The following is a 23,939-nucleotide window of genomic DNA, read 5'->3' as shown; positions in this document are numbered from 1 at the left end:
CCCGGCCCGGCGACGGGCTTCTCCCCCGCCGAAGACCCGCCCTCGGGCGCGGCCTGCGCCCCCCGCCCTGCCACCGGCTTCAGGTTGGTCGTGGCCCCCGCCGCGCGCTCGGGCTGCTTCCCGAGGTCGGGCTCTGCGGCCGATGGCGAGTCGGACTCGTTGTACGCGTTCGGCCCCGGCTCCGTCCCGGACTTCTCACTCCGCTCACTGCGGGAGGAGCCCTTACCCTCGACGTCCCCAACCGCGCCCGCGCGCCGAGCGTCCCCATGCCCGGCGTCCCCATGCCCGGCGCCCGGGCGCTCAGCACCCTCACGCCCAGTGCCCGCAGGCACAGCGTCCTTCGGCTCAGCGGTCGGGGGGACAGCGTCCTTCGGCTCAGCCTTCCCCGGCTCAACGGCCCCCGGCACCGCGTCCCTCGGCTCGGCATCCCGATCCGGGGCCTCGCCCTCCGCTTCGGAAGCCTCTTCCCCGGCCTCAGGGGCCCCTCTCCCGGCCTCCGCCTCCGCGCCCCGCCCCTTGCCGGGCTCGACGCCCCGCGTCGCCTCAGCGCCCGATTCCGCCGCTTCGGCGGACTCCTCGGCTACGACACCGGCACGAGCCGGCTCCTCGCCGCCGTCTATCTCGAGTACGTCAGCCGCCGTAATGATGATGGGCTCGTCGTCCGCCGCGTCCCCGCGCTCCGCCGTGTTCTTCGACGCCGACCCGTCCACGGACGTCCCGCCGCCGGCTTTTTTCGTGCCTCCACCGCCGTTCGACTTCGGCGCGAGCGTCTTCAACCGCACTGTCGCCGAGGGAGCCGCGTCGATCTCGACTTCTTCGCGGCGGAAGACGGCGAGGCGGGGATCCTGCGTCCGGTCTGCGGAGCTCTCCCCCGACGACTCCTCGCGTTCCGAACTGCCGGGGGACTCGCTCAACACCAAAACCTCCTACGACGCGCCTGTCGCGGGGAGGACTGCCCGTCACACCCCGTTGTCACTTTTATCCCCAAAGATCCACATATAACCGGGGCCCGACCCGTCGGCCGGAAGACCCGCCGAACGCCGCCGTCGCTGGGTAGACGACAACGACATACCTACCGGTTCCCGCCCATCCCACCGAGGCGCTCTCGACAGCAGAGTGTGAGAGGCGTCACCCTGTGGTTCATCCACGCGGGGAGGCATGGATGGGCAGGAGCCGCAGAACACTTCCGGAAGAGCTTCTGCTGCTGGCTTTGGACCCGGCAACGGGTACCACGGCACAGCCGCAGTCGCTGGACCTTGGTCTGGCCGGAGCGCAGCTAGTGGAGCTCGCGCTGGCCGGACGGATAGCCCCGGACGGGGATCGTATCGCCGTGGTGCTGCCACGGCCGACCGGTGATCCGACTCTGGACACCGCATTGGAACTGCTGCGCCGCCGGGGCAGCCCGGTACGCGCGGTGCACTGGATAGGCGGACCCCGGCTGGGGTTGCGCCAGACGTACCTGGCACACCTGGAGCGATGCGGCATGGTCCATGCCGTGCCGGGCCAGATGTGCGGGGTGCTGCCCACGACTCGCTATCAGGCGTCCGAGGACGCCTCGAGCCGCGAGATCAGGTTGCGAGTGGACACAGCGATCCGCACGGGTGTCCCACCGGACCCCCGGACCGCGGCGCTCGCCGCGCTGGCCCACGCGGTCGGCCTCGGCAAGCACCTCTACCCGGGCAACGAGGGCAGGTCCTCGCGTTCCCGGCTGAGGGACCTGATCCGCTACGACCCCATGGGCGGACTCGTCGCGCACGCGGTGATGGACGTCCAGAACGGGGTCGCGGCCGCGCCACGCCGCCAACCGGCCACCAGGGGCGCGACCACCAACCCGGCCAGGGCCGCCGCCGGCGCGTCCCACGGAATGGCCCGGGCCGGAGCACGCTGAACATCGCCGGTCGTCGTCAGTACCGTCCGTACAAGACACGAACGGGAGCCGCCGACGAGGGACGGTGAACCGGAGTACTACTCTCCGGTTCACCGTCCCTCAGGCATGTCCGCATTCCTCGCGTAAAGCGCGGAACCTCGCGCATAGTGGCGTTTGCGGGACGAACAGTGATCGGGAGTGGCACGCTCATGACCAGCGGGCGAGCACCCGGAAAAACCTTCCACCGGAGGTGGACTTCACGTGGCCGCCAACGTCAACCCCACCGTCAGGCGACGCCGGTTGGGCTCGGAGCTGCGCAAGCTCCGGGAAGCCAAGGGCATGACGGCGGAGGAGGTCGCGACCCGGCTACTGGTCTCCCAGTCGAAGATCAGCCGCCTGGAGAACGGCCGCCGCAGCATCAGCCAGCGCGATGTCCGCGATCTGTGCCAAGTCTACGGCGTGGACGACGACCGGATGGTCGACTCCCTCATGGTCATGGCCAAGGAGTCGCGGCAGCGGGGCTGGTGGCACGCGTTCGGCGACATCCCGTACAGCGTCTACATCGGCCTGGAGGCCGAGGCCGAATCGATCCGCAACTACGAGTCGCTGCTGATCCCGGGCCTGCTCCAGACCCGTGACTACGCCCAGGAGGTGGTCACCGGGATGCAGCCCGAGGCCACCGCGGCGGAGGTCGACAAGCGGGTGGAGGTGCGGCTGCGCCGCCAGGACCGCATCCACGATCCGGAACAGGCCGTCCGCTTCTGGGCCGTGCTGGACGAGGGGGCTCTGCACCGCGTGGTCGGCAATGCCCACATCATGCGTGAACAACTCGAGCATCTGGCGGAGTTGAGCACTCTGCCGCACGTGACCGTCCAGGTGATCCCGTTCTCCGTGGGAGCGCACCCCGGCATGTCGGGGGCATTCTCCATCATGAAGTTTCCCGAGAGCACCGATTGCGATGTCGTTTACCTCGAAGGAGTGACAAGCGACCTCTACTTGGAGCGGGAGAGCGACGTGCGCCTCTATACCGTTATGTACGAGCACCTGAGGGCAGAGGCACTGGGCCCGGAACAGAGTCGGGTGCGGATAGCAGAAGTGGCTAAGGAGTATTCCGAATGAACACGAAGATCACCGCCCCCCTGGAGTGGCGCAAGAGCAGCTACAGCGGCGGCAATGGGCAGTGCGTGGAATTCGCCGCCCCTGACTCCTCCGTCGTCGCGGTGCGAGACTCCAAGGACCCGTCGGGCCCGTCCCTGTCGTTCTCTTCCGAGGCCTGGACCTCGTTCGTCGCGGGGATCGGCGCCGGGGCGTTCGACACCGGCCGGTAAGGATCCGCCTGGAAGGACCGGCCGACAATGACCGGCCGACGATGACCGGCCGACGATGACCGGCCGACAATGATCGGTCGGTAGGGATCGACCGGTAAGGATCGATCGCTGAAGATCGGTCGGAAAATGCCGCACCGTTCCCGAGTCCCTTCGATCGGACGTCCAGTCCTCCCCGGTCGAGGGGGCTCGGTGCTGTGCGCGCCCTCGGCCACCTCATGCGGCGGGCCACCTCATGTCCCGGCCGCTGAACGCAGCTGATCCACATAGGTGTCCGTACCCGGGACGGTCGGAATGAACGGGGCGACCAGTTCGACCCGGCCCAGCCCGCTCGCCTCCACCTCCTCGTCGAGGCCGGTGAAGTGCTCCGCCCAGACCTCTCGGGGCTCGCGCTGGAGGAACCACAGCAGGGTCAGCCGGGTGCCGACTCCCTCCACCTGCTTGACGTACGACATGCGGTCCAGCGGGAGCGGCGTGGGCCGGAAGACCGTCACCATCGACGCGGGCGAGCCGTGCAGCCGCCGCGGAAGGTGCCTGGCGCAGAGCCATTCGAGGAGTTCGGGCCGCTGCTCCGGCGTGTGCGCGTCCACCACCTCGACCACCAGCCCGGCATAGGGATGGTCGAGGGCGTGGAAGTCGCGGGGCCCCGCGGCGCCGTCCCGGTAGACGGTGGCGGTGTGGTCCTGGAAGGCCGTGAAGACATGGGTGCGGTCGTGGTAGACGCGGGCGTCGCGATTGAGGCGCTTGTTGATGGCGACGGTCCACTTCATATGGTCGTCGTAGCGCCCGGCGACGAGCCAGTACACGCTGATGTAGCAGCCGCTGGTGACCGGTTGGGCCACCGCCGACTTCTCGGGGTAGCGCAGGAGCTGGAGTTCACGGGTGGCGACCCACCGACGGCCGGCGAACATCCAGGGCATGGCCATGGCCCCGGCGATGAAGTGGTCGTCCTCGTACCAGCGGTTGTAGGCGTACTCATGGCCCGGACGGGGCTCGACCATGGTGATGAGCGCGTGTCCCACCCTCACCCCGTACGGTCCGGTGGAGGCCAGTCGGGCATAGGCCTCGCCGCTGGTGTCGTCGGCTTCCATGGGCGGCCCCTCCCCTTCCCTTCCATCCTCGCCACACCCGGCCTACTCTGACGCATCGTCAGCTACGGCGCCAGGGTACGGGCGAACGCGGAGGTGGCCATGCTGCTCGCCGGCAAGACCGTGGTGGTCTCCGGTGTGGGGACCGGGCTCGGGCATCAGGTGGCGGCTGCGGCCGTACGGGACGGAGCCGACGCGGTGCTCGGCGCCCGCACCCCCGAGAACCTCGCCAGGACGGCGGCCGAGGTCGACCCGTCCGGCGAGCGGACCGCGTGGCGGGCGACCGACATCACCGACGAGGCGCAGTGCGAGGCGCTGGCGGGGCTCGCCGTCGAGCGGTTCGGGCGGATCGACGCGGTGGTGAACGTGGCCGCGTTCGACACCCACTTCGGTGGGCTCGAGGACGCCGACTTCACCGCGTGGCAGCGCGTGGTCGACGTCAACCTCCTCGGCACGCTGCGGATGACCCGGGCGTGCCTGCCCGCGCTGAAGGAGCGCGGCGGCGCCGTCGTGTTCATAGGGACGCAGTCGTCGGTGGCGGCGCCCACCCAGGTGAGCCAGGCGGCGTACGCGGCGTCCAAGGGGGCACTGGCCTCCGCCATGTACTCACTGGCACGGGAGTTGGGGCCGCACCGGATCCGGGTGAACACCGTGCTGCCCGGATGGATGTGGGGCCCGCCGGTCCAGGGGTACGTACGGTTCGCGGCCGAGCGCGACGGGGTGCCTCGGGAGAGGGTGCTGCGCGAGCTGACCGGACGCATGGCGCTGCCGGAACTGGCGACGGACGCCGATGTGGCGCAGGCCGCCCTCTTCCTCACCTCGGACCGGGCGCGCGCCATCACCGGCCAGTCGCTGCTGGTGAACGCGGGCGAGATCATGCGCTGAGGCCCGCCGGCCGCTCGACTCCCCACTGCCTCCCGGTCGTTCCCCCTTCTCGACAAGCCCTCGCGAAGCGCTCGTTCATGGTGTGCGCTCCGTCACGTCGTCAGCAATGCGTCCGAAGGTCAAGAGCGCGCAAAATTGTTCCGGACGGTAAATCTCATTCATGTAGGCGAACAGAACAGTTCTATTCGCCCTATATTGCGAGCATTTGACAGGCCGTCATGGCCGTAATCCTGTTCAGGTTCTTGACCGTGCCTTCGGGGCGGGGTTCAATCCCCGGCAGTCCCCAGCAGTCCCGGCAGTCCCCGCGAAGCGCACGCAGGAGACCACCGCGGACTTATGAGGACCCCTGGAGGGGGCATGAACAGTCTCGACTGGACAGTGCTGATCAGTTATTTCGGCGTGATGGTGCTCATCGGTGTCTGGTCCCACAAGCGGGTGGACACCGTCGGCGACTACTTCACCGCGGGCGGCAGGATGCCGTGGTGGCTCTCGGGCATCTCCCACCACATGTCCGGCTACAGCGCGGTGATGTTCACCGGCTACGCGGGCATCGCCTACCAGTACGGCATCACCAGCTACGTCACCTGGTCCTTCCCGATCGCGGTGGGGATCGCGATCGGCGCCAAGGCCTTCGCCCCGCGCCTGAACCGGCTGCGGTCCAGGCTGCATGTCGCCTCGCCCCTCGAATACCTCAAGGCCCGCTACAACCTGCCCACCCAGCAGGCACTCGCCTGGTCCGGTGTGCTGCTGAAGATCGTGGACGTGGGCGCCAAATGGGCCGCCATCGCCACCCTGCTCTCCGTCTTCACCGGTGTCTCGCTCAACCAGGGCATCCTCATCACCGGTGCCGTCACCGCCGTCTACTGCACGGTCGGCGGCCTGTGGGCGGACGCGCTCACCGAGCTCGGCCAGTTCATCATCCAGTTGTGCGCGGGCATCGCGATGTTCGTCGCCGTCCTGGGCGAGATCGGCGGCTTCTCCGGGCTGTGGACCGTCTGGGACGACCTGCCGGCCAACCACACTCACCCCACCACAGGCCCGTTCACGCTGACCTTCCTGCTGGCGTACCTGTTCATCAAGACGTTCGAGTACAACGGCGGCATGTGGAACCAGGCCCAGCGCTACATGGCCACCGGCAGCGCCCGTGAGGCCACGCGGTCGGCGAGGCTGTCGTCGCTGCTGTGGGCGTTCTGGCCGCTGGTGCTGTTCTTCCCGATGTGGGTCGCCCCCCTGCTGGTCAAGGCCCGGAAGCCGGACGCCTCCGACTCCTACGCCCTGCTCACGGAGCAGTTGCTGCCGCACGGCCTGCTCGGCCTGGTCATCGTCGGCTTCTTCTCCCACACCATGGCCATGTGCTCCTCCGACGCCAACGCCATCGCGGCCGTCTTCACCCGCGACATCGCGCCGGCCGTCTCGGCCAAGGCCCGTGGCTGGTCGCAGCGCGCGGGGCTGATCGCGGCCCGCTGGACCACCCTTGGGTTCCTGGCGCTGTCCATGTCGGTGGCCACCCAGGTCAACTCGCCCGCGTTCAAGGACATCATCACCATCGTGATCAAGTGGGTCGCCGGACTCATGGGCCCGATCGCGATCCCGTTCATGCTCGGCCTGCTGCGCTGGTGGCGGCGGTCCGGGCCGGTGGCCGCTCTGGTCTCGTGGGCCTGCGGCCTGTTCGCCTTCTGGCTGGTGAACTACGGCATGGACGGCGTCTCCACGCAGATCCAGATCGTGACCCCGCTGAGCACCTCGCTCGTCCTCTACACCCTCCTCGGTTGGCTCCACTCCGAGGAGACACCCGAGCGCAACGCCGTGCTGGACAAGATCAACGACGACGATGACGGCGAGGGCACCGCCTCGGCCGCCGCCCTGGTGCCGCAGGCCGCCGCGGCCGCTGCGGCGCAGCCGCTCACCGCCGCGGACACGGTGACCGCCACCGGCACCTCCGTTGAAACCGCCTCACCCGACGACTCGCCCGCCGCCTCACCCGCCGCCTCACCCGTGGAGGCGGGCAAGTCCACGGCGGGCGCGACGGACTGACGCCGGCACCTACGAGACGGGCTCCTCCCGGAACAGCCGACCGGCGCTCGTTCCCGTCACCGCGACGGGGGCGGGCGCCGTTTCGCGTCTCAACTCTGCGGGTAGCGCTCCAGCCAGGGGCCGCCGTCCATCTCCGAGGCCTCCACCGCCGGTCCGTGCAGCGCCGTGGACTGCGTCATCTCCATGGCGAAGTCGTCGGCGAGCTGAAGGATCGTTCCCCGCCCCTCGATCTCGGCGACCCAGTTCGGCGGCAGCGCCGTCTCGCCGTGCAGGGTGCCCAGCAGATTGCCGCAGATGGAGCCGGTGGAGTCGCTGTCCCCGGAGTGGTTGACCGCCAGCAGGAGCCCGTGCCGGACGTCCTCGGCCACCAGCGCGCAGTAGACACCGATGGCCAGCGCCTCCTCGGCGGTCCAGCCCGCTCCCAGGGCCTCCACCCGCTCCGGCCCCGGAAGTCCCTGCCGTACGGCGCCCAGCGCCCCCTTCAGGGCCTCCGTCGTCTCCTCGTTCCCGTCGCGTCCGGCCAGCAGGTCCAGCGCCCGGTGCACCGCGTCCTCCAGCACCGCCCCCTGGGCCAGCGCATGGACGATGACGGCGAAGGCGCCGGCCGACAGATAGCCCGTCGGATGGCCGTGCGTGTGCACCGCGCACTCCACGGCGAGTTGGAAGACCAGCCCCGCGTCCCAGCCGACCAGCAGGCCGAACGGGGCCGAACGCATCACCGTCCCGCACCCCTTGGAGCCGGGGTTCTTGGGGTTGTCCAGGGTGCCCATCCGGGAGTCGGCGAGCCCGGACAGGCAGGCTTTGCCGGGGGCGCGGCGCGAGTACAGCCACTCCTCACGGGCCAGCCAGCCGGTGTCCGCCTCCCGCTCGTCGGGCCCCCAGTCGTTCTGTGTGGCCGCCCATCGCAGATGCGCGCGGTGCACATCCGTCGGCGGGTGCCAGACGCCGGTGTCCTTGCGCACCTGCGCCCGTATCAGGCCCTCGCAGGTGAACAGGGTCATCTGCGTGTCGTCCGTGACCGCCCCTCGACGTCCGAAGGCGGGGATGAGATCGACGACCCCGGCCGCCCCGTAGGTGCTCCGGATGGCGCCCAGGGAGTCGAACTCGACGGCCGCTCCCAGCGCGTCCCCCATCGCACCGCCCAGCAGGCATCCCCGCACCCTGCCGCGGAAGTCCTGCTGCTGTGCGCGTCCCCACAATGCCATCGCGTTCCCGTTCTCCTTCTGGCTCCACGGGTGCCCGCAGCAGCGTAATCGACCGTCGGGGGCGCTACTTCTCCAGCACCGGAAGGAGTTCGGGCAGATGCCCGTCCGAGGCGAGCGCCGCCGCCCGCCGCTCCTGGCAGACCTCGCCGTAGGTGGTGGTGCGCTGCCGGGACGGGCGGCCCGCAGCGGCGGCGATGGCCTCGAGCTCGTGGAGGGAGCGGTAGGAGCCGTAGGAGGAGCCCGCCATCCGGGAGATGGTCTCTTCCATCAGCGTGCCACCGAGGTCGTTGGCGCCGGAGCGCAGCATGTCGGCGGCGCCCTCCGTGCCCAGCTTGACCCAGCTGGTCTGGATATTGGGGATGCGCCCGTGCAGGAGCAGGCGGGCCATGGCGGTGACGGCCCGGTTGTCGCGGGTGGTCGGTCCCGGTCGGGCGATACCGGCGAGGTAGACGGGGGCGTTGGTGTGCACGAACGGCAGCGTCACGAACTCCGTGAAGCCCTCGACGCCCGCCTCGAACGCGGACTCCTGGATCCGGGCGAGCAGCCTCAGATGTCCCAGCCAGTGGTGCGGCTGGTCCACATGCCCGTACATCATCGTGGACGAGGAGCGGATGCCGAGGCGGTGCGCCTCGGTGACGACCTCGACCCAGGTGGCGGTCGGCAGTTTGCCCTTGGTGAGGATCCAGCGCACGTCGTCGTCGAGGATCTCGGCCGCGGTGCCCGGGATGGTGTCGAGGCCCGCTTCCGCGGCGGCGGCCAGCCAGTCCCGGATGGAGAGCCCGGTCCTGGTGGCCCCGTTGACGACCTCCATCGGGGAGAAGGCGTGCACATGCATGCCCGGGACCCGTTCCTTGACCGCCTTCGCGATGTCGAAGTAGGCGGTGCCGGGCAGGTCGGGGTGGATACCGCCCTGCATGCAGACCTCGGTCGCCCCGACGTCCCACGCCTGCTCTGCGCGGTCGGCGACCTGCTCCAGGGAGAGGGTGTAGGCGTCGGCGTCCGTGCGGCGCTGGGCGAAGGCGCAGAAGCGGCAGCCGGTGTAGCAGACATTGGTGAAGTTGATATTGCGGGTGACGCAGTACGTCACCGTCTCGCCCACGGTGTCGCGGCGGACGTCGTCGGCGATCCGGCACAGCGCGTCGAGTGCCGGGCCGTCGGCGTGCAGAAGCGCCAGTGCCTCGGCGTCGGACAGCTCGGCCGGGTCGTCCGCGGCGGTGGCGAGCGCGGAGCGCACATCCGCGTCGAGGCGGTCGGGAACGGCTCCGGAGGCGGCCTGCTCGCGCAGCACCTCCCAGTCCCCGTAGACGTCCTCGAAGTCCTCGCGCCGGTCGCAGGTGCGGCCCTCGCGGTCGACGGCGGTGTGCAGATCGGTGCGGCCGGAGGAGGTGAAGGCCGCGTCGGGCTCCTGCCACGGCCGCCCGACGGGGGTGCGGCCCTCCACGGCGAGCCCGCTGCCCGGGTCGGCGAGCGCGGCGACGTGCGGCATGACGCGAGGGTCCAGCCACGGCTCGCCGTGCTGGACGTACTCGGGGTAGACGGTCAGCCGCTCGCGCAGCTCGAAGCCCGACTCGGCGGTGCGCCGCGCCAGTTCGTCGATGTGCGGCCAGGGCCGTTCGGGGTTGACGTGGTCGGGGGTGAGCGGGGAGACCCCGCCCCAGTCGTCGATGCCCGCGCGGATCATCAGGGCGTACTCGGTGTCCACGAGGTTGGGCGGGGCCTGGACCCGGGCGCTCGGGCCGAGCAGCAGGCGCCCGACGGCGATGGCGGCGGCCAGCTCCTCGAGTTCGGCGTCGGGCATGGAGCGCATCGCGGTGCCGGGCTTGGCCCGGAAGTTCTGCACGATGACTTCCTGGATGCCGTGGTACTGCCGGGCGACCCTGCGGATGGCGAAGAGCGACTCGGCGCGCTCGGTGAAGGTCTCGCCGATGCCGATCAGGATGCCGGTGGTGAACGGGACGTTGGAGCGGCCGGCGTCCTCGAGCACCCGCAGCCGGACCGCCGGGTCCTTGTCCGGCGAACCGTGGTGCGGCCCGCCGGGCTCCGACCACAGCCGGGTGGCGGTCGTCTCCAGCATCATCCCCATCGAGGGGGCGACGGGCTTGAGCCGCTGGAGGTCGGTCCACGACATGACACCGGGGTTGAGGTGCGGCAGCAGGCCGGTCTCCTCCAGAACCCGGATCGCCATGGCCCGCACATAGGCGAGGGTGTCGTCGTAGCCGTGCGCGTCCAGCCACTCACGTGCCTCGGGCCACCGGTCCTCGGGCCGGTCGCCGAGCGTGAACAGCGCCTCCTTGCAGCCGAGCGCCGCGCCCTGCCGGGCGATCTCCAGCACCTCGTCGGGCGAGAGGAACATGCCGTGGCCGTCGCGCTTGAGCTTTCCCGGCACGGTCACAAACGTGCAGTAGTGGCAGCGGTCCCGGCACAGCCGGGTCAACGGGATGAACACCTTGCGCGAGTATGTGATCACACCCGGGCGGCCCGCGGCATCGAGACCGGCGTCCCGTACCCGGGCGGCACTGGCGCACAGGTCCACGAGGTCCTCACCGGCGGCCTGGAGGAGCACCGCCGCCTCGGCGACGTCGAGGGTCACGCCGTCACGGGCCCGGCGCAGCGCCCGGCGCATGCCGTTCGCGGTGGGTGTGGGCTCAGTCGGGCGCGGCAGGGCGGTGCTGGTCATAGATGTGTCCCCTCGGCGGTGCAACCGTTCGAGCATAAGCGCGCATATACGCAACGGCGCGGGCGCCACCTGCCATTCCACCAGGTGGCGCCCGTGATCCCGTCCCTGTCCCCGCCTCGCCGCCGGGACGTACGTGTCGCCTGAGCGCTCCGTAGCGCCTAGAGGTGCCGCGCGTACTCGTCCAACGTCCGCAGCACCTCGTCGATGCCGCCCGGCGGGAGCTGGAGGACGACCTCCTCGACGCCGAGTCCGCGGTAGTGGTCGAGCTTGCCGGGGTTGGGCAGGACCGCGAACGGCACGACGTGGAGCGCGGCCGGGTCGCGTCCCGCGTCCTCCCACACCCGGCGCAGCTTGGGCATCTGCTCGGTCAGACCGCCCCCGCCGATGGGCAGCCACCCGTCGGCCCATTCGGCGATGTGCGAGAACAGCAGCGGCCCGGCGCCGCCGCCGATGAGGGTGCGGGGCGCGGTGGCGGGCTTGGGATGGGCCAGGCTGGGCTCGACCGAGGCGAACTCGCCCTTGTACGCGGTGGGTTCCGGCGCCCACAGGGCGCGCATCACGGCCACCTTGTCGCGGACCGCGTCCCGGCGCCTGGCCCACACCACCCCGTGGCCCGCGGCCTCCTCCCTGTTCCATCCGTATCCGGCACCGAGGGTGAAGCGGCCGCCGCAGAGGTGGTCGAGGGTCGCGACCTGCTTGGCGAGCACGATCGGGTCGTGCTGGGCGAGCAGGGCGATTCCGGTGCCGAGGTGCAGCCGTTCGGTGACCGCTGCCGCGCAGGCCAGGGCGGTGAACGGGTCGAGGGTGCGGGTGTACTCGCGCGGCAGGTCCCCGCCGGGCGGGTAGGGCGACTCACGGCTCGCCGGGATGTGGGTGTGCTCCGGGAGGTAGAGGGAGTGGAAGCCTCGCTGTTCGAGCTCGCGGGCGAGCCTGGTGGGGGTGATGGTCTCGTCCGTAAGGAAGATCGTGGTCCCGATCCGCACGATGGGCCTCCGCCTGTTCGTCCGTCCACTGGCCGCCGGTGCCGGCGCCGACCGCCGGTACGGCGTCTTGTGCCGGTACGGCGTCTTGTGCCGGTACGGCCTGTTCAGCCGACTACGGCGTTCTTCGGATCGCGCCCGACCGCGTGTCGGCGCGAATTCACCTGTGTTCATCCGGAGGCTCATTGTCCGGTACTTCGAGCGGCGGTAGAACAGTGCCGACACGAGGGAGGGCCATGAGCGCCACAGTTCCCGATAGTCCGTCAGACACATTGTCCGACAGCGCCGTTGGAAGGCGGCGGCTGCTCCGGACGTCCATTGCCGCGGGCGCCGCCACCGCGATGCCCCTGTCGATGTCCGTGTCGACCGTGGAATTCGCCCACGCGGCCGGGCAGGCCGACGAGACCGAGGTCGTCACCGGCCATCTCGACACCGGTGCCGCCGATTTCGTCCACCTTCCGGTGCGGGTACCGGCCGGGGTGCGCGAGATCGCCGTCTCGTACACGTACGACAAGCCCCAGGTCCCGCAGGGCACCGTCGGCAACGCGTGCGACATCGGCGTCTTCGACCAGCGCGGCCACGAGCTCGGGAGCGAGGGGTTCCGCGGCTGGTCGGGCGGTTTCCGGACGCAGTTCGCGATCAGCGCGAGCGAGGCCACCCCCGGCTATCTGCCGGGACCGGTCGACCCCGGTGTCTGGCACATCGTCCTCGGCCCCTACACAGTGGCGCCCCAGGGGATGGACTACCGGGTCGAGATCACCCTGCGGTACGGCGAACCCGGACCGGCGTTCACCCCGAACTACCCGCCGCAGCGGGCCAGGGGCCGCGGGCGCGCCTGGTACCGGGGCGACTGCCACCTGCACACCGTGTACTCCGACGGCAGGCGGACCGTGCCCGAGCTCGTGGCCGCCGCGCGTGCCGCCGAGCTGGACTTCATCGTCTCCACCGAGCACAACACCACCTCCTCCCACGGTGTCCTGGGCGACCACGCCGGCCCCGACCTGCTGATCCTCACCGGCGAGGAGATCACCACCCGCAACGGCCACTACCTCGCTCTGGGCACCGACCCCGGCGAGTGGATCGACTGGCGCTACCGGGCCCGGGACGGCCAGTACTCCCGCCATGCCCGGCTGATCCACCGGGCGGGCGGCCTGGTCGTGCCCGCGCATCCCTACTGCCCGTTCGTCGCCTGCCAGTGGAAGTTCGGCTACGACGGCGCCGACGCCGTCGAGGTGTGGAACGGCCCGTGGACGGTCGACGACGAGCTGTCGCTGGGCGAATGGGACGCGATGCTGGTGCGCTCGGTCCGGAGGGGCGACGACTGGATCCCGGCGATGGGCAACAGTGATGCCCACCGCGAGCCGCAGGTGGTCGGCCTTCCGCAGACCGTCGTGCTCGCCGACGATCTGGAGCGGCACGCCCTGCTGGCCGGTATCCGAGCCGGCCGCAGCTGGATCGCCGAGTCCTCCTCGGTCGACCTCGGCTTCTCGGCGGCGGGCGGCAGGGGCGTGCACGCCGGCATCGGCGGCCGCCTCCGCGTCCGCCCCTCGGACCCGGTCACGGTCCGCCTCGACGTCTCCGGCGCCCCCGCGGGCGCCCTGGTCCGCTTCATGACCGACGAGGGCCAGCTCTCCCAGACCGCGCTGGGAGCCTCCGGCTCGGGCACGGCCACCTGGCGGACCACGGCGTCCTGCTCGGCCTACGTCCGGGCCGAGGTCCGCCGCCCACCCGCGGACGGAGGCGCCTCGGGCCTGCCGGGGCCCATGGTGGCGATGACCAACCCCGTCTTCCTGGGCGGCCGATGACAGCGGGCCCCGAACGGCCGTCATGACCGAACGACGGGGGCGACCGGCGCCACCGACCGCCTTCGAGCGGCCGCGGAAGCCGCACCTGTCCCGGGACGCCCCTCCTTGAGGCACGCGGGGCCTATGCCGTCGCCACCGTCCGGGTGTCACGGCCCGAGCGGAGGACCGTGCCGGGGACCGCACCGGTGATCCGGTCCTCGCGGATGGTCTCCGTGCCGTTGACCCGCACGCTCACGATGCCCTCGGCGCGGGCGTCCAGGCGGGGGCTTTCTCCGGGCAGGTCGTGGACGAGGGTGGCCGGGCCCGCGTCGACGCGTTCGGGGTCGAACAGGACCAGGTCGGCGTGGTAGCCCTCGGCGATCCGCCCCCGTCCGCGCAGCCCGAACAGGCGCGCGGGGTCGTCGGTGAGCATCCGCACCGCCTGTTCCAGGCTCACCAGCTTCCTTCGGCGCAGGCAGTCCCCGATGAAGCGGGTGGTGTAGGGCGCTCCGCACATCCGGTCCAGATGGGCGCCCGCGTCGGAGCCGCCGAGCATGACGTCCTCGTGCTCCCACGTCCTGCGGCGCAGTTCCCAGCTGTCGGGGTCGTTGTCGGTCGGCATCGGCCACAGGACCGTGCGCAGGTCGTCGTTGGCGCAGATCTGGACCAGGGTCTCGAAGGACTCCTGGCCCCGTTCGGCGGCGATGTCGCGGACGACGCGGCCGCTCATGCCCTCGTTGGCCGCCGAGTAGGTGTCGCCGATGACGTAGCGGCCGAAGTTCGCCAGCCGCCGGAAGACGCCGGCCTCGGGGCTGCCGGCGCGGCGCAGCATCTCGGCGCGGACGTCGGGGTCGCGCAGGCGGGCGATGCGCTCGGGGACGGGGAGGGCGAGGATGTCGCCCCAGCCGGGGATGAGGTTGAGGGCGCAGAACGTGCCCAGGGACATATTCATCGGGGTGAGGATCGGCATGGTGAGGGCGACGACGCGCCCGCCCGCCTTGCGCGCCCGCCCGCTCGCCGAGAGCTGGCGCGGGACGCGTTGCGGCACGGCGGCGTCGATGGTGAGCACATTCCAGTTCAGGGGGCGGCACGCGGCGGCGCTCATGTCCGCGAACAGGTCGATCTCGTCGTCGTCGAACCGGTCCAGGCATCCGGCGACGATGGCCTCGATCTGCGTTCCCTCGTGCTCGCCGACGGCGCGGGAGAGGGCGAGCAGCTCACCGCGGCGGGCGTGGCGCGATGCCACGGGCTGCCCGTCCCCGTCGGAGTGGGTGGAGGACTGGGTGGTGGACAGCCCCCAGCCGCCGGCGTCCATGGAGGCGTGGAACAGGGCGAGCATGGCGTCGAGTTGTCCGGGGCCCGGCTGCCCGCCGACGGCGTCCGGGCCCATGACGTGCCGCCGCAGGGCGCAGTGGCCGACCATGAAGCCCGCGTTGACGGCGATCCGGCCGTCGAGCGCGTCCAGGTACTCGCCGAAGGTGCTCCAGTTCCAGGGCACACCGTCCTCGAGGGCCTTGAGCGACATGCCCTCGACCTTGCACATCATGCGCCGGGTGTAGTCCGCGTCCTCGGGCTTGAGCGGGGCGAGGGTGAAGCCGCAGTTGCCGCCCGCGACGGTGGTGACGCCGTGGTTCATGGAGGGGGTGGCGAACGGGTCCCAGAACAGCTGGGCGTCGTAGTGGGTGTGCGGGTCGACGAACCCGGGGGCGAGGACGAGGCCGTGGGCGTCCTCGCTGGAGCGCGCGCTCTCCTCGACACCGCCCGCGGGGGCGATGGCGGCGATCCTGCCGCCCCGCAGCCCGACATCGGCGGTGAAGGCGTCCGCGCCCGTGCCGTCCACCACGGTGGCGCCCTTGATCACGTGGTCGAGCATGCCCCTGTCCCCTCCTGTGCGCTCGCTGTCCGCTGTGCGCTGTGCGCGGTGTCCGCCGGTGCGCTCGTTGCGCCGGTGGCCCCGGCCGGTTCCGTGCGGCGGGCCGCCGCCGTACGGAACCGGCCGGGGCGAGGGCGGCGGGCCGGGAAGCCGCCGCCCGGCTCGTCGGCCCCGTCAGCCCGCCGCCGCCCGCAGACGGGTGGTCCGGTGCACCGGGTCGGTGTCTATCTCGGGGATGACGTGCTCGCCGATGAGCTCGACCGTGTTCATCGTGTCCTCGTAGGAGATCCCGATCGGCAGCCCGAAGACGAGCTGGTCGGCGCCCGCCGCGTCCCAGCGCTTGCACTGGGCGGTCACCTCGTCGGGGTCGCCGCAGATCATCAGCTCCTCGGAGATCATCAGGTCGATGATCTCCTCGGTGTACTCGGGCAGCAGCTGCGGCCACGCGGGGATGCCCTCGGGCCGGGGGAAGGTGTCGTGGTAGCGGAACAGCAGCGACTGGAGGTAGTTCAGGCCGCCGGACGCCGCGATCCGCCGGGCCTTCTCGGAGGTCTCGGCGCAGATCGCCGTGGAGGTGACCATCACGTTGTCGTTGACGTAGGCGCCCACGGGCTCGGCGTCGCGGACCGCGGTCTTGTACGAGTCGACGACCCACTCCATGTCGGAGACCTTCTGCACCGAGAAGCCCAGCACGCCGAGGCCCTTGCGCGCGGCCATGGCGTACGACGAGGGGCTGCCCGCCGCGTACCACATGGCCGGGTGCGAGTGCCCGTACGGCTTCGGCAGGATCTTGCGCGGAGGCAGTGACCAGTACGTGCCGCTGAACCCCTCGTAGGTGTCCTGGAGCCACATCTTGGGGAACTCCGCGATGGTCTCCTCCCAGATCTGCTTCGTCTCGTTCATGTCCTCGATGCCCGGCAGGAAGCCCAGGATCTCGTGGCTGCCCGCTCCCCGGCCGGTGCCGAACTCGAACCGCCCTGCGGAGAGGTGGTCGAGCATCGCGACGCGCTCGGCGACCTTGACGGGGTGGTTCACCTGGGGCAGCGGGTTGAAGATCCCCGAGCCGATGTGGAGGCGCTCGGTGGCGTGGGCGAGGTAGCCGAGGTAGACGTCGTTGGCGGACAGGTGCGAGTACTCCTCGAGGAAGTGGTGCTCGGTCACCCAGGCGTACTTGAACCCCGACCGGTCCGCCTGGACGACGTACTCGGTCTCCTCCATCAGCGCCTTGTGCTCTGCCTCGGGGTCGGCCTGCGACCGGCTCTTGGGCACGTATCCCTGTACGAAGATCCCGAATTCCAAGGGTTCACCGTCCCTCATGCCACGACGAAGGCTATCTGACGCATCGTCAGACAGCTCACCCTGGCACCGCCCGCGTGCGGCGTCAATATTTATCTGATGATGCGTCAGAAAAGCTGGACCCCGGCGAGCCAGCCGCCGTCGATGAGCACCGGCTGCCCCGTGATGTAGGAGGAGTCGTCGCAGCTGAGGAACAGGGCGAGCCGGGCCACCTCGCCCGGCCGCCCGATACGGCCGAGCGGTATGTGCTTGGCGTAGAAGGCGCTGTTGGCCTCCGCCGCGGCGGAGGCGTCGACCGGCAGCGCCCCGGTGGCCGCCTCCGGGTTCGTCATGGGGGTGTCGACGCCGCCGGGGCACACCGCGTTGACCCGGATCCCCTTCGGGGCCAGTTCCAGCGCGGCCACCCGCGTCATCCCGACGACCGCCGCCTTGGTGGCGGCGTAGGCGGTCACGAACGGCATACCGGTCAGGGCGGAGGCCGAGGAGGTGTTGACGATGGTGCCGCCGCCCGCGGCCTCGATCGCGGGGGCGGCGGCGCGCATACCGAGGAACGCCCCGACCTGATTGACGCCGACCACCGCCAGGTACTCCTCCAGCGGGGTGTGGACCAGGGCGTTGAACCGCAGGATCCCGGCGTTGTTGACCAGCCCGTCGAGCCCGCCGAACGCCTCATGGGCGAACTCCACCCCGCGCGCCCAGTCGTCCTCGCGGCTCACATCGAGCCGCACATACCGGGCCCGCTCCTGCCCGAGCTCCTCCGCCAGCCGCTCCCCCGCCTCGTCCAGCACATCGGCGAGGACGACGTTCGCGCCCTCCGCCGCGAACAGCCGCGCCTCCTGCTCGCCCTGACCGCGTGCGGCGCCGGTGATCAGCACGACCCGTCCGTCCAGCTTGCCCATGGCCACTCCCGCGTGTGGTGTGCGTTGCCCAGCGCTTCAGTCATGGAGATGCGGCGCCACGTCGGTGGCGAACGCGCGCATCTGATCCAGCAGTTCCTCGCACGAACGGCTGCGGAAGCGGACCTGGATCTGGCCCACGCCCATCGCCCGGTACTCGCGCAGGGACTCGGCGAGCCGCGCCGGCTCACCACTCAGGGTGCGCCGGCCGACGTGCCACCCGGGGTCGCCCACGTACAACGGCTCCGTGATCGCGCCCACATCGAGCGGCTCGGCGATCCCGTGCTCCTCCCGCAACCGCCTCAGCCGCGCGATCTGCTCGGGCAGCGCCCCGCGCGGATCGCCCTGCGGCAGCCACCCGTCGCCCTTGAGCGCGGCCCTGCGCACCGCCGCCGGTGACGAGCCGCCCACCCAGATCGGCGGGCGGGGATCCTGTGCGGGGCGCGGCCGCTGCCCCAGGTCCCGGAACGAGAACCGCTCGCCCTCGAACTCGGGGAACTCCTCGGTGAGCGCCGCGTCCAGCGCGTCGACCACCTCGTCCAGGACGCGCCCGCGGGCCGCGAAGTCCACGGCCAGGGCCTCGAACTCCTCCCGAACATGACCCGCGCCGACCCCGAGGATCAGCCGCCCCTCGCTGAGCCGGTCCAAGGTGGCGTACTGCTTGGCGGTGACCAGAGGGTGCCGCAGCCCGGCCACGGCCACATGGCTCAGCAGCCTGACCTTCTCGGTCAGCGCCGCCAGCCACGCCAGCGTCGCCACCGGGTCGTACCACGTGGTGCCCATGGCGGCGGCGAGGCGGCGGGGGATCGCCACATGGTCGCAGACGGCCACGTAGTGGAAGCCGAGCCGGTCGGCGGCGGTCGCGATCCTGGCGAGCTGCGCCGGACCGGCCTCGGCCTCCCATGGCTCGGCGTAGATCGTGCTCTGCGACTGGACCGGGAGCTGCATGCCGTACACGAGGCGCTCCGGCGGCAGGATCCGCACCACGGGGACCTCCTCGGTCGGCGGCGGCGCCGGTCGGCGCGTCTCCGCCATCCTCGTATCTGATGGACCGTCAGACAAGAGCCCGCGGCAGGCGGGCCGGGGCAACCGCGGGGCGCGGGATGGACGCGATGCCGGAATGCGGCAGGGGCGCCGGAGGGGAGGGAGCCGGAGGTGGAGGAGGCCTGACGCGGAGGGGCCGGAAGTAGGGGGTGGGTCAGCCGAAGGGTGGGGGCGCCCCCGGGGTCCGCTCCCTCTCGCGGATGATCGCCGATTCCTCCTCGGGCGCCACGCATGACCGAAATCTCCTCAATAGCCTGGGAAAGGAGCCGAGAAAGCCGGATCACGGCAACCGCATCACGGCAACCGGATCACGGCACCACGACAGACGGGAGCGACCAGATGTCCCTCACCCTCCGTGAGGCGCCGCAGGCCGTTGCGACCCGTGCCGCGCCGCAGGTGCCTCGCGAGGAGTGGCGAAGGCTGCGCGACGGCTTGCGCTCGGCCTGGGCGGCCGGGGGCCTGCGCGGGATGCCGCTGGCCTGGAGCTGTGTCGCACTGATCCTGCTGTTCTCCGTGGTGCAGCACACGGCGGCGGGCGGCTGGGCGGTCGAGAGACTGGGCGTCGTCCGGGCGGCCCTGCCGCTGGAGAAGGCACTGCTGCGCACCCCGGTGTCACTGTTCGTGCCCGCCCTCGACCTCCCGGCCTGGGGCGCCATGGCCCAGGTGCTCGTCGTCTTCGGCCTGGCCGAGCTCACCCTGGGGCGGACCAGGACGATCATGGTGGCCCTCGCCGCCACCGCGGCGGGGACCACCTATGCCCGGATAGCCATCCGGCTCGGTCCCGAAGCACCTGGCGGCCTCCCCTGGCACGACACGTTCACCCGTGACACCGGCCCCTCGGCGGCGGTCGTCGCCCTGGCGGTGTTCATCGCCTGGCGCTGGCGCTCACGCCTGCTCGTCGTCGCCATCACGGGCGCGATGATCGTCGAGGTCGCCCTCAAGCCCAACCTCGCCGGCTGGGAGCACCTGGCCGCGACCGCCGTCGGCGCCCTGCTCGCCGCGTTCGACCAGCCCCTGACCGCACGCTGGAACCGGACACTGGCCCTGGCGACGGCGGCGGCCCAGGTCGGCCGCCCCGCGGTCACCCCTGCGACCAGCCCTTCCACAGGCCGTCCGGTGTGAGGTCCAGCAGGTCGATCGCGTTGCCGCGCACGATCCTCTCGACGTCCTCCTGGGCCAGATGACCCATCTGGGCCTGCCCGACCTCCTTCGACTTCGGCCAGGTCGAGTCCGAGTGCGGGTAGTCCGTCTCGTACAGGACGTTGGCCACGCCGATCGCGTCGAGGTTGCGCAGGCCGTGGGGGTCGTCGAAGAAACAGCCGTAGACATGCTCGGCGAACAGCTCCGACGGCGGCCGGAGCACTTTGTCGGCGACTCCTCCCCAGGCGCGGTTGTCCTCCCACACCACGTCCGCCCGCTCGAGGATGTAGGGAATCCAGCCGATCTGGCCCTCGGCGTACATCACCTTGAGGTGGGGGAAGCGGTCGAACTTCCCCGACATCAGCCAGTCGACCATCGAGAAGCAGCAGTTGGCGAAGGTGATCGTGGAGCCGACCGCCGGGGGCGCGTCCGCCGAGGTCGAGGGCATACGGGAGGAGGACCCGATGTGCATGGCGACCACGGTTCCGGTGTCGTCGCAGGCGCGCAGGAACGGGTCCCAGAAGTCGGTGTGGATCGAGGGCAGGCCGAGGTTGGGCGGGATCTCGCTGAAGCAGACCGCGCGCACCCCCCGGTCGGCGTTGCGGCGGACCTCGGCCGCGGCCAGCTCGGCGTCCCACAGGGGTATGAGCGTCAGCGGGATCATCCGCCCGCGCGCCTGCGGGCCGCACCACTCCTCGACCATCCAGTCGTTGTACGCGCGCAGGCAGAGCAGCCCGAGGTCGTGGTCCTTGGCCTCGGTGAAGGTCTGCCCGCAAAAGCGCGGGAAGGTGGGGAAGCACAGCGCCGACTGGACATGGTTGAGGTCCATGTCCGCCAGGCGCTCGGGGACGGAGTACGAGCCGGGGCGCATCTGCTCGTAGGTGATGGCCTCCAGGCGCACCTCGTCCCTGGAGTAGCCGACCGCCGTGTCCAGTCGGGTGAGCGGGCGGTGCAAATCCTCGTACACCCACCAGTCCGCGAGCGGTCCACCGTCGCCGGGACCGCCCATCTTCGGTGCGAACCGGCCGCCGACGAAGGTCATCTCCTTCAGCCGGGCACGGACGACGCGGGGCGCGGTGCCGTGGTACTTCGACGGGAGCCGGTCCTGCCAGACACCGGCCGGCTCGACCGTGTGATCGTCCACCGAGATGATCTCCGGGAAGCTCTCCATGGAGTCAACGGTAGCGCCGATCTGATGATTCGTCAGCTAACTGCGAGCCGCACAGGGGCCGCCCCGGCGCCGCCAGGCTCGGCTTCCGTTCCCCTTGCGCCCCTCGGCCGCCGTTCCCCTCGTGCCCTCGGCCGCCGTACCCCTCCGCCCCTCGGCAGCCGTTCCCCTCGCGCCCGTCAGCCGCCGTCCCCCCGGTACACGGGCAGGAGCACCCGCCACCCCGGCTCGAGCCCGTGCACGTCCGCCAGCCAGCCCAAGTGCCGCTCGTCCAGGCCCAGCCGGGCGGTGCGCGCCAGCATGAGAAGGGTGACCAGGATGTCCTCGTGCGTGAACTCCGCCTCGCCGCGCCCCTCCGGCACATGGCGCAAGTACGCCGGTGAGCTCGGCATCACCCCGACGGGACGCCACCGCTCGGCGAGCCCGGCCATCGACTCGCCGTCCACATGAGCGCCGTCGGCCACCACGACCCGCACACCGCCGAGGCACCCCACCTCGTACGCACACCCAGGCGTGGTCAGTAGCACACGAGGGGCGCACGAAACGGCGGCGCGCTCCACCTGAGCGACCCCGACAGCCTCGGTCAACGGCACGGGCACCGCGACCATTCCAGCCATGACGCACCCGAAGAGCGCGACCGCGAACCCCTCCCCCGCCGGATAGGCCAGTAGCACCCTGCTCCCCGGAGGCGTCACGGACCCCAGGTACGCGGCCACCGATCGCGCCCGCAGGCGCAGTTCCGCGTAGGTGATCCCCAGGTCCGGGTAGGGTCGGGCGTCCGGGCGGGCGTCCGCGCGGCGGCTGAGGAGAGCGCCCAGGGTGCGGCCCGGGCCGGGGGCTGGTGGGGGGGCGACAGTGAGCGGGTGCATCGATTCGGCCAGTTCTTTCGTGACGGTGGACGGGTGAATGGCGGGTCCTGATTGACGGTGCGGTGAAGCGCGCCGCGGCCCTCAGGGCGTACCCTCGGAGCGGGCTCAAACCCCGTTGACAGGCGGGTTCGAGGCACGTGCACTTGTCGGAGTCGACAGCGCGTGCCGACAGGCATGTGCAAGAGAGCGGAGCGGGGAGGAAGTCCGGGTCCTACTGTCCCGGCAGGCGATGAACGATTAATAGACGAGACATTTCCGCGTCGGCGCCCGGGCGTCGGCAAGGCCCGGAAACGGGGACAGCCATGACACGCGATACGGCCTCGGACCTGCGGTTCGCCGTGCTGGGACCAGTGCGGGCTCGGCGCGGGGACAAGCCGCTGGACACGGGTTCGCCGCAGCAGAAAGCGGTCCTGGCCGCCCTGTTGCTGCGCGAGGGCCGGACGGCGACGGCCAATGAACTCCTCGACGCCGTATGGGGCGAGGAGACTCCGGGCAAGGCCCTGGCCGCTCTGCGCACCTACGCCTTCCGTCTGCGCAAGGCCCTGGGCCCGGACGTCCTGGTCTCCGACTCGGGCGGATATGTCGTCAAGATCTCGCCCGCCGCCCTGGACCTGAGCGCTTGCCAGAAGCTGGCCGTCGAGGCCGAGAAGGTCCGTGCCACCGGTGAGCCGGGCCGGGCACGGGAGTTACTGCGGCAGGCCCTGGCGCTGTGGGAGGGCGAGCCGCTCGCGGGTGTCCCCGGCCCCTACGCCGAGGCGCAGCGCTCGAGGCTGGCGGACTGGCGGCTGGCGCTGCTGGAGTGCCGTCTGGAGCTGGATCTGGAGCTCGGCGGCCATGCCGAGGCGGTCTCGGAGCTGACCGCGCTGTCCGCCGAGTACCCGCTGCGCGAGCGGCTGCGTGCCCTGCTCATGCTGGCGCTGTACCGGGGCGGGCGGCAGGCCGAGGCGCTGGGCGTCTACGCCGACACCCGGCGCCTGCTCGCCGAGGAACTCGGTGTCGACCCGGGCCCGGAGCTGGCGGAGTTGTACCGCAGGGTGCTGCAGGCGGACCCCGCGCTGACGCCCGCGGTGTACGCGGCGCCGCCCGCGCCGCCGGGTGCGGAGGAGCACCAGAGCGTCCGCCCGGCCCAGCTTCCGGCGACGGTGGCCGACTTCACCGGCCGCAAGGCGTTCGTGGAGGAGTTGAGCGAGCAGTTGTCGAGCGCGGAGGGCCGGGTCATGGCGGTCTCCGCGGTGGCTGGTATCGGCGGTGTCGGCAAGACCACGCTGGCCGTGCATGTCGCGCACGCCGCCTGCGAGTACTTCCCCGACGGGCAGTTGTACGTCGACCTGCTGGGGCAGGGGCCGCGCCCGGCCGAGCCGGAGGCGGTGCTGGGCTCGTTCCTTCGGGCGCTGGGCACCCCGGACTCCGCGATCCCCGAGGGCCTGGAGGAGCGGTCCGCGCTCTACCGCTCCATGCTCGCCGGGCGGCGGGTGCTGGCGNACCAGGATGGTGGACCTGGCCGGCGCCCACCTGGTGGACCTGGATGTGATGAGCCCGGAGGAGGCGCTGACCCTGTTCACCCGGATCGTCGGGCAGGAGCGGGTCGGAGCGGAACGGGACGTTGCCATGGACGTGGTGGCGGCGTGCGGCTTCCTGCCGCTGGCCATCCGGATCGCCGCCTCGCGCCTGGCCACCCGGCGCACCTGGACGGTCTCGGTCCTGGCGAAGAAGCTGGCCGACGAGCGGCGGCGGCTGGACGAGCTGCGGGTGGGCGAACTGGCCGTCACCGCGACGTTCGAGCTCGGGTACGGCCAGTTGGAACCACC

19 protein-coding genes are annotated in these 23,939 nt (G+C 71.3%); 8 read left to right on the top strand and 11 right to left on the bottom strand.

The window, feature by feature from the left end; all coding sequences use genetic code 11:
* Positions 1-917, bottom strand: a 917-nt coding sequence (locus IEY86_RS33585) for a hypothetical protein (protein ID WP_189135696.1), incomplete at its 3' end; no start/stop codon positions are given.
* Positions 918-1,162: 245 nt separating this feature from the next.
* On the opposite strand from IEY86_RS33585, the gene IEY86_RS33580 reads away from it, so the two are divergent.
* The 3 genes from IEY86_RS33580 (at position 1,163) to IEY86_RS33570 (ending at position 3,195) form a co-directional block, all read left to right on the top strand.
* Positions 1,163-1,888, top strand: coding sequence for a GOLPH3/VPS74 family protein (locus IEY86_RS33580; RefSeq protein ID WP_189135695.1), 726 nt, complete (start codon positions 1,163-1,165; stop codon positions 1,886-1,888).
* 240 nt (positions 1,889-2,128) lie between these two features.
* Positions 2,129-2,986, top strand: coding sequence for a helix-turn-helix domain-containing protein (locus IEY86_RS33575; protein ID WP_189135694.1), 858 nt, complete (start codon positions 2,129-2,131; stop codon positions 2,984-2,986).
* Positions 2,983-3,195, top strand: a complete 213-nt coding sequence (locus tag IEY86_RS33570) for a DUF397 domain-containing protein (RefSeq protein WP_189135693.1) — start codon at positions 2,983-2,985, stop codon at positions 3,193-3,195. Before IEY86_RS33575 ends, IEY86_RS33570 begins: the two co-directional genes overlap by 4 nt.
* A 230-nt stretch (positions 3,196-3,425) precedes the next feature.
* Here the strand turns inward: IEY86_RS33570 and IEY86_RS33565 are convergent, their stop codons facing one another.
* Entirely contained in the window at positions 3,426-4,283 is an 858-nt protein-coding gene (locus IEY86_RS33565) for a hypothetical protein (protein WP_189135692.1), read from the bottom strand.
* Positions 4,284-4,382: 99 nt separating this feature from the next.
* Between IEY86_RS33565 and IEY86_RS33560 the strand changes: the two genes are divergently transcribed.
* Both IEY86_RS33560 and IEY86_RS33555 read left to right on the top strand, forming a co-directional pair.
* Positions 4,383-5,165 carry an SDR family oxidoreductase gene (locus IEY86_RS33560; RefSeq protein WP_189135691.1) on the top strand — a complete coding sequence of 261 codons (783 nt, stop codon included), beginning with the start codon at positions 4,383-4,385 and terminating at the stop codon, positions 5,163-5,165.
* A gap of 357 nt (positions 5,166-5,522) precedes the next feature.
* Positions 5,523-7,199: a sodium:solute symporter family protein gene (locus IEY86_RS33555; RefSeq protein ID WP_189135690.1), complete on the top strand. Its 1,677-nt coding sequence runs from the start codon at positions 5,523-5,525 to the stop codon at positions 7,197-7,199.
* Positions 7,200-7,288: 89 nt separating this feature from the next.
* Here IEY86_RS33555 and IEY86_RS33550 read toward each other — a convergent pair whose 3' ends face one another.
* The 3 genes from IEY86_RS33550 to IEY86_RS33540 form a co-directional block, all read right to left on the bottom strand.
* Positions 7,289-8,404, bottom strand: a complete 1,116-nt coding sequence (locus IEY86_RS33550) for an ADP-ribosylglycohydrolase family protein (RefSeq protein ID WP_189135689.1) — start codon at positions 8,402-8,404, stop codon at positions 7,289-7,291.
* 64 nt (positions 8,405-8,468) lie between these two features.
* Positions 8,469-11,081, bottom strand: a complete 2,613-nt coding sequence (locus IEY86_RS33545; protein ID WP_189135688.1) for a bifunctional FO biosynthesis protein CofGH — start codon at positions 11,079-11,081, stop codon at positions 8,469-8,471.
* A gap of 158 nt (positions 11,082-11,239) precedes the next feature.
* Complete coding sequence (locus IEY86_RS33540) at positions 11,240-12,064, bottom strand: LLM class F420-dependent oxidoreductase (protein WP_189135687.1); 825 nt, start codon at positions 12,062-12,064, stop codon at positions 11,240-11,242.
* 350 nt (positions 12,065-12,414) lie between these two features.
* Here IEY86_RS33540 and IEY86_RS33535 point away from each other — a divergent pair, with 350 nt between their 5' ends.
* Entirely contained in the window at positions 12,415-13,866 is a 1,452-nt protein-coding gene (locus IEY86_RS33535) for a CehA/McbA family metallohydrolase (protein ID WP_189135686.1), read from the top strand.
* 121 nt (positions 13,867-13,987) lie between these two features.
* On the opposite strand, the gene IEY86_RS33530 is transcribed toward IEY86_RS33535, so the two are convergent.
* The 4 genes from IEY86_RS33530 to IEY86_RS33515 form a co-directional block, all read right to left on the bottom strand.
* Entirely contained in the window at positions 13,988-15,718 is a 1,731-nt protein-coding gene (locus tag IEY86_RS33530; RefSeq protein ID WP_189135685.1) for an N-acyl-D-amino-acid deacylase family protein, read from the bottom strand.
* A gap of 174 nt (positions 15,719-15,892) precedes the next feature.
* A complete protein-coding gene (locus IEY86_RS33525) occupies positions 15,893-17,017 on the bottom strand; it encodes an LLM class flavin-dependent oxidoreductase (RefSeq protein WP_189135684.1) in 1,125 nt (374 codons plus the stop codon).
* 104 nt (positions 17,018-17,121) lie between these two features.
* Positions 17,122-17,913 (bottom strand): SDR family NAD(P)-dependent oxidoreductase, encoded by a 792-nt coding sequence (locus IEY86_RS33520; RefSeq protein ID WP_189135683.1) that lies wholly within the window; start codon positions 17,911-17,913, stop codon positions 17,122-17,124.
* 36 nt (positions 17,914-17,949) lie between these two features.
* Positions 17,950-18,945, bottom strand: a complete 996-nt coding sequence (locus tag IEY86_RS33515; protein WP_189135682.1) for a TIGR03619 family F420-dependent LLM class oxidoreductase — start codon at positions 18,943-18,945, stop codon at positions 17,950-17,952.
* Between the two features lie 348 nt (positions 18,946-19,293).
* Between IEY86_RS33515 and IEY86_RS33510 the strand changes: the two genes are divergently transcribed.
* The gene (locus tag IEY86_RS33510) at positions 19,294-20,076 is read left to right on the top strand and encodes a hypothetical protein (RefSeq protein ID WP_189135681.1); all 783 of its coding nucleotides are present in this window, start codon (positions 19,294-19,296) and stop codon (positions 20,074-20,076) included.
* On the opposite strand, the gene IEY86_RS33505 is transcribed toward IEY86_RS33510, so the two are convergent.
* Complete coding sequence (locus IEY86_RS33505; RefSeq protein WP_189135680.1) at positions 20,036-21,265, bottom strand: amidohydrolase family protein; 1,230 nt, start codon at positions 21,263-21,265, stop codon at positions 20,036-20,038. The genes IEY86_RS33510 and IEY86_RS33505 overlap by 41 nt on opposite strands.
* A gap of 176 nt (positions 21,266-21,441) precedes the next feature.
* The gene (locus IEY86_RS33500) at positions 21,442-22,131 is read right to left on the bottom strand and encodes an AMP-binding protein (protein ID WP_189135679.1); all 690 of its coding nucleotides are present in this window, start codon (positions 22,129-22,131) and stop codon (positions 21,442-21,444) included.
* Positions 22,132-22,433: 302 nt separating this feature from the next.
* Between IEY86_RS33500 and IEY86_RS33495 the strand changes: the two genes are divergently transcribed.
* Positions 22,434-23,939: AfsR/SARP family transcriptional regulator (locus IEY86_RS33495; RefSeq protein WP_373287130.1), on the top strand; the 1,506-nt coding region annotated here is incomplete at its 3' end.

Origin of the sequence: Wenjunlia tyrosinilytica (assembly GCF_014646055.1) — a bacterium.
Taxonomy (GTDB): domain Bacteria; phylum Actinomycetota; class Actinomycetes; order Streptomycetales; family Streptomycetaceae; genus Wenjunlia; species Wenjunlia tyrosinilytica.
Note: the sequence above shows the minus strand (reverse complement) of the source record. Positions and strands in the feature narration are given on the sequence as shown.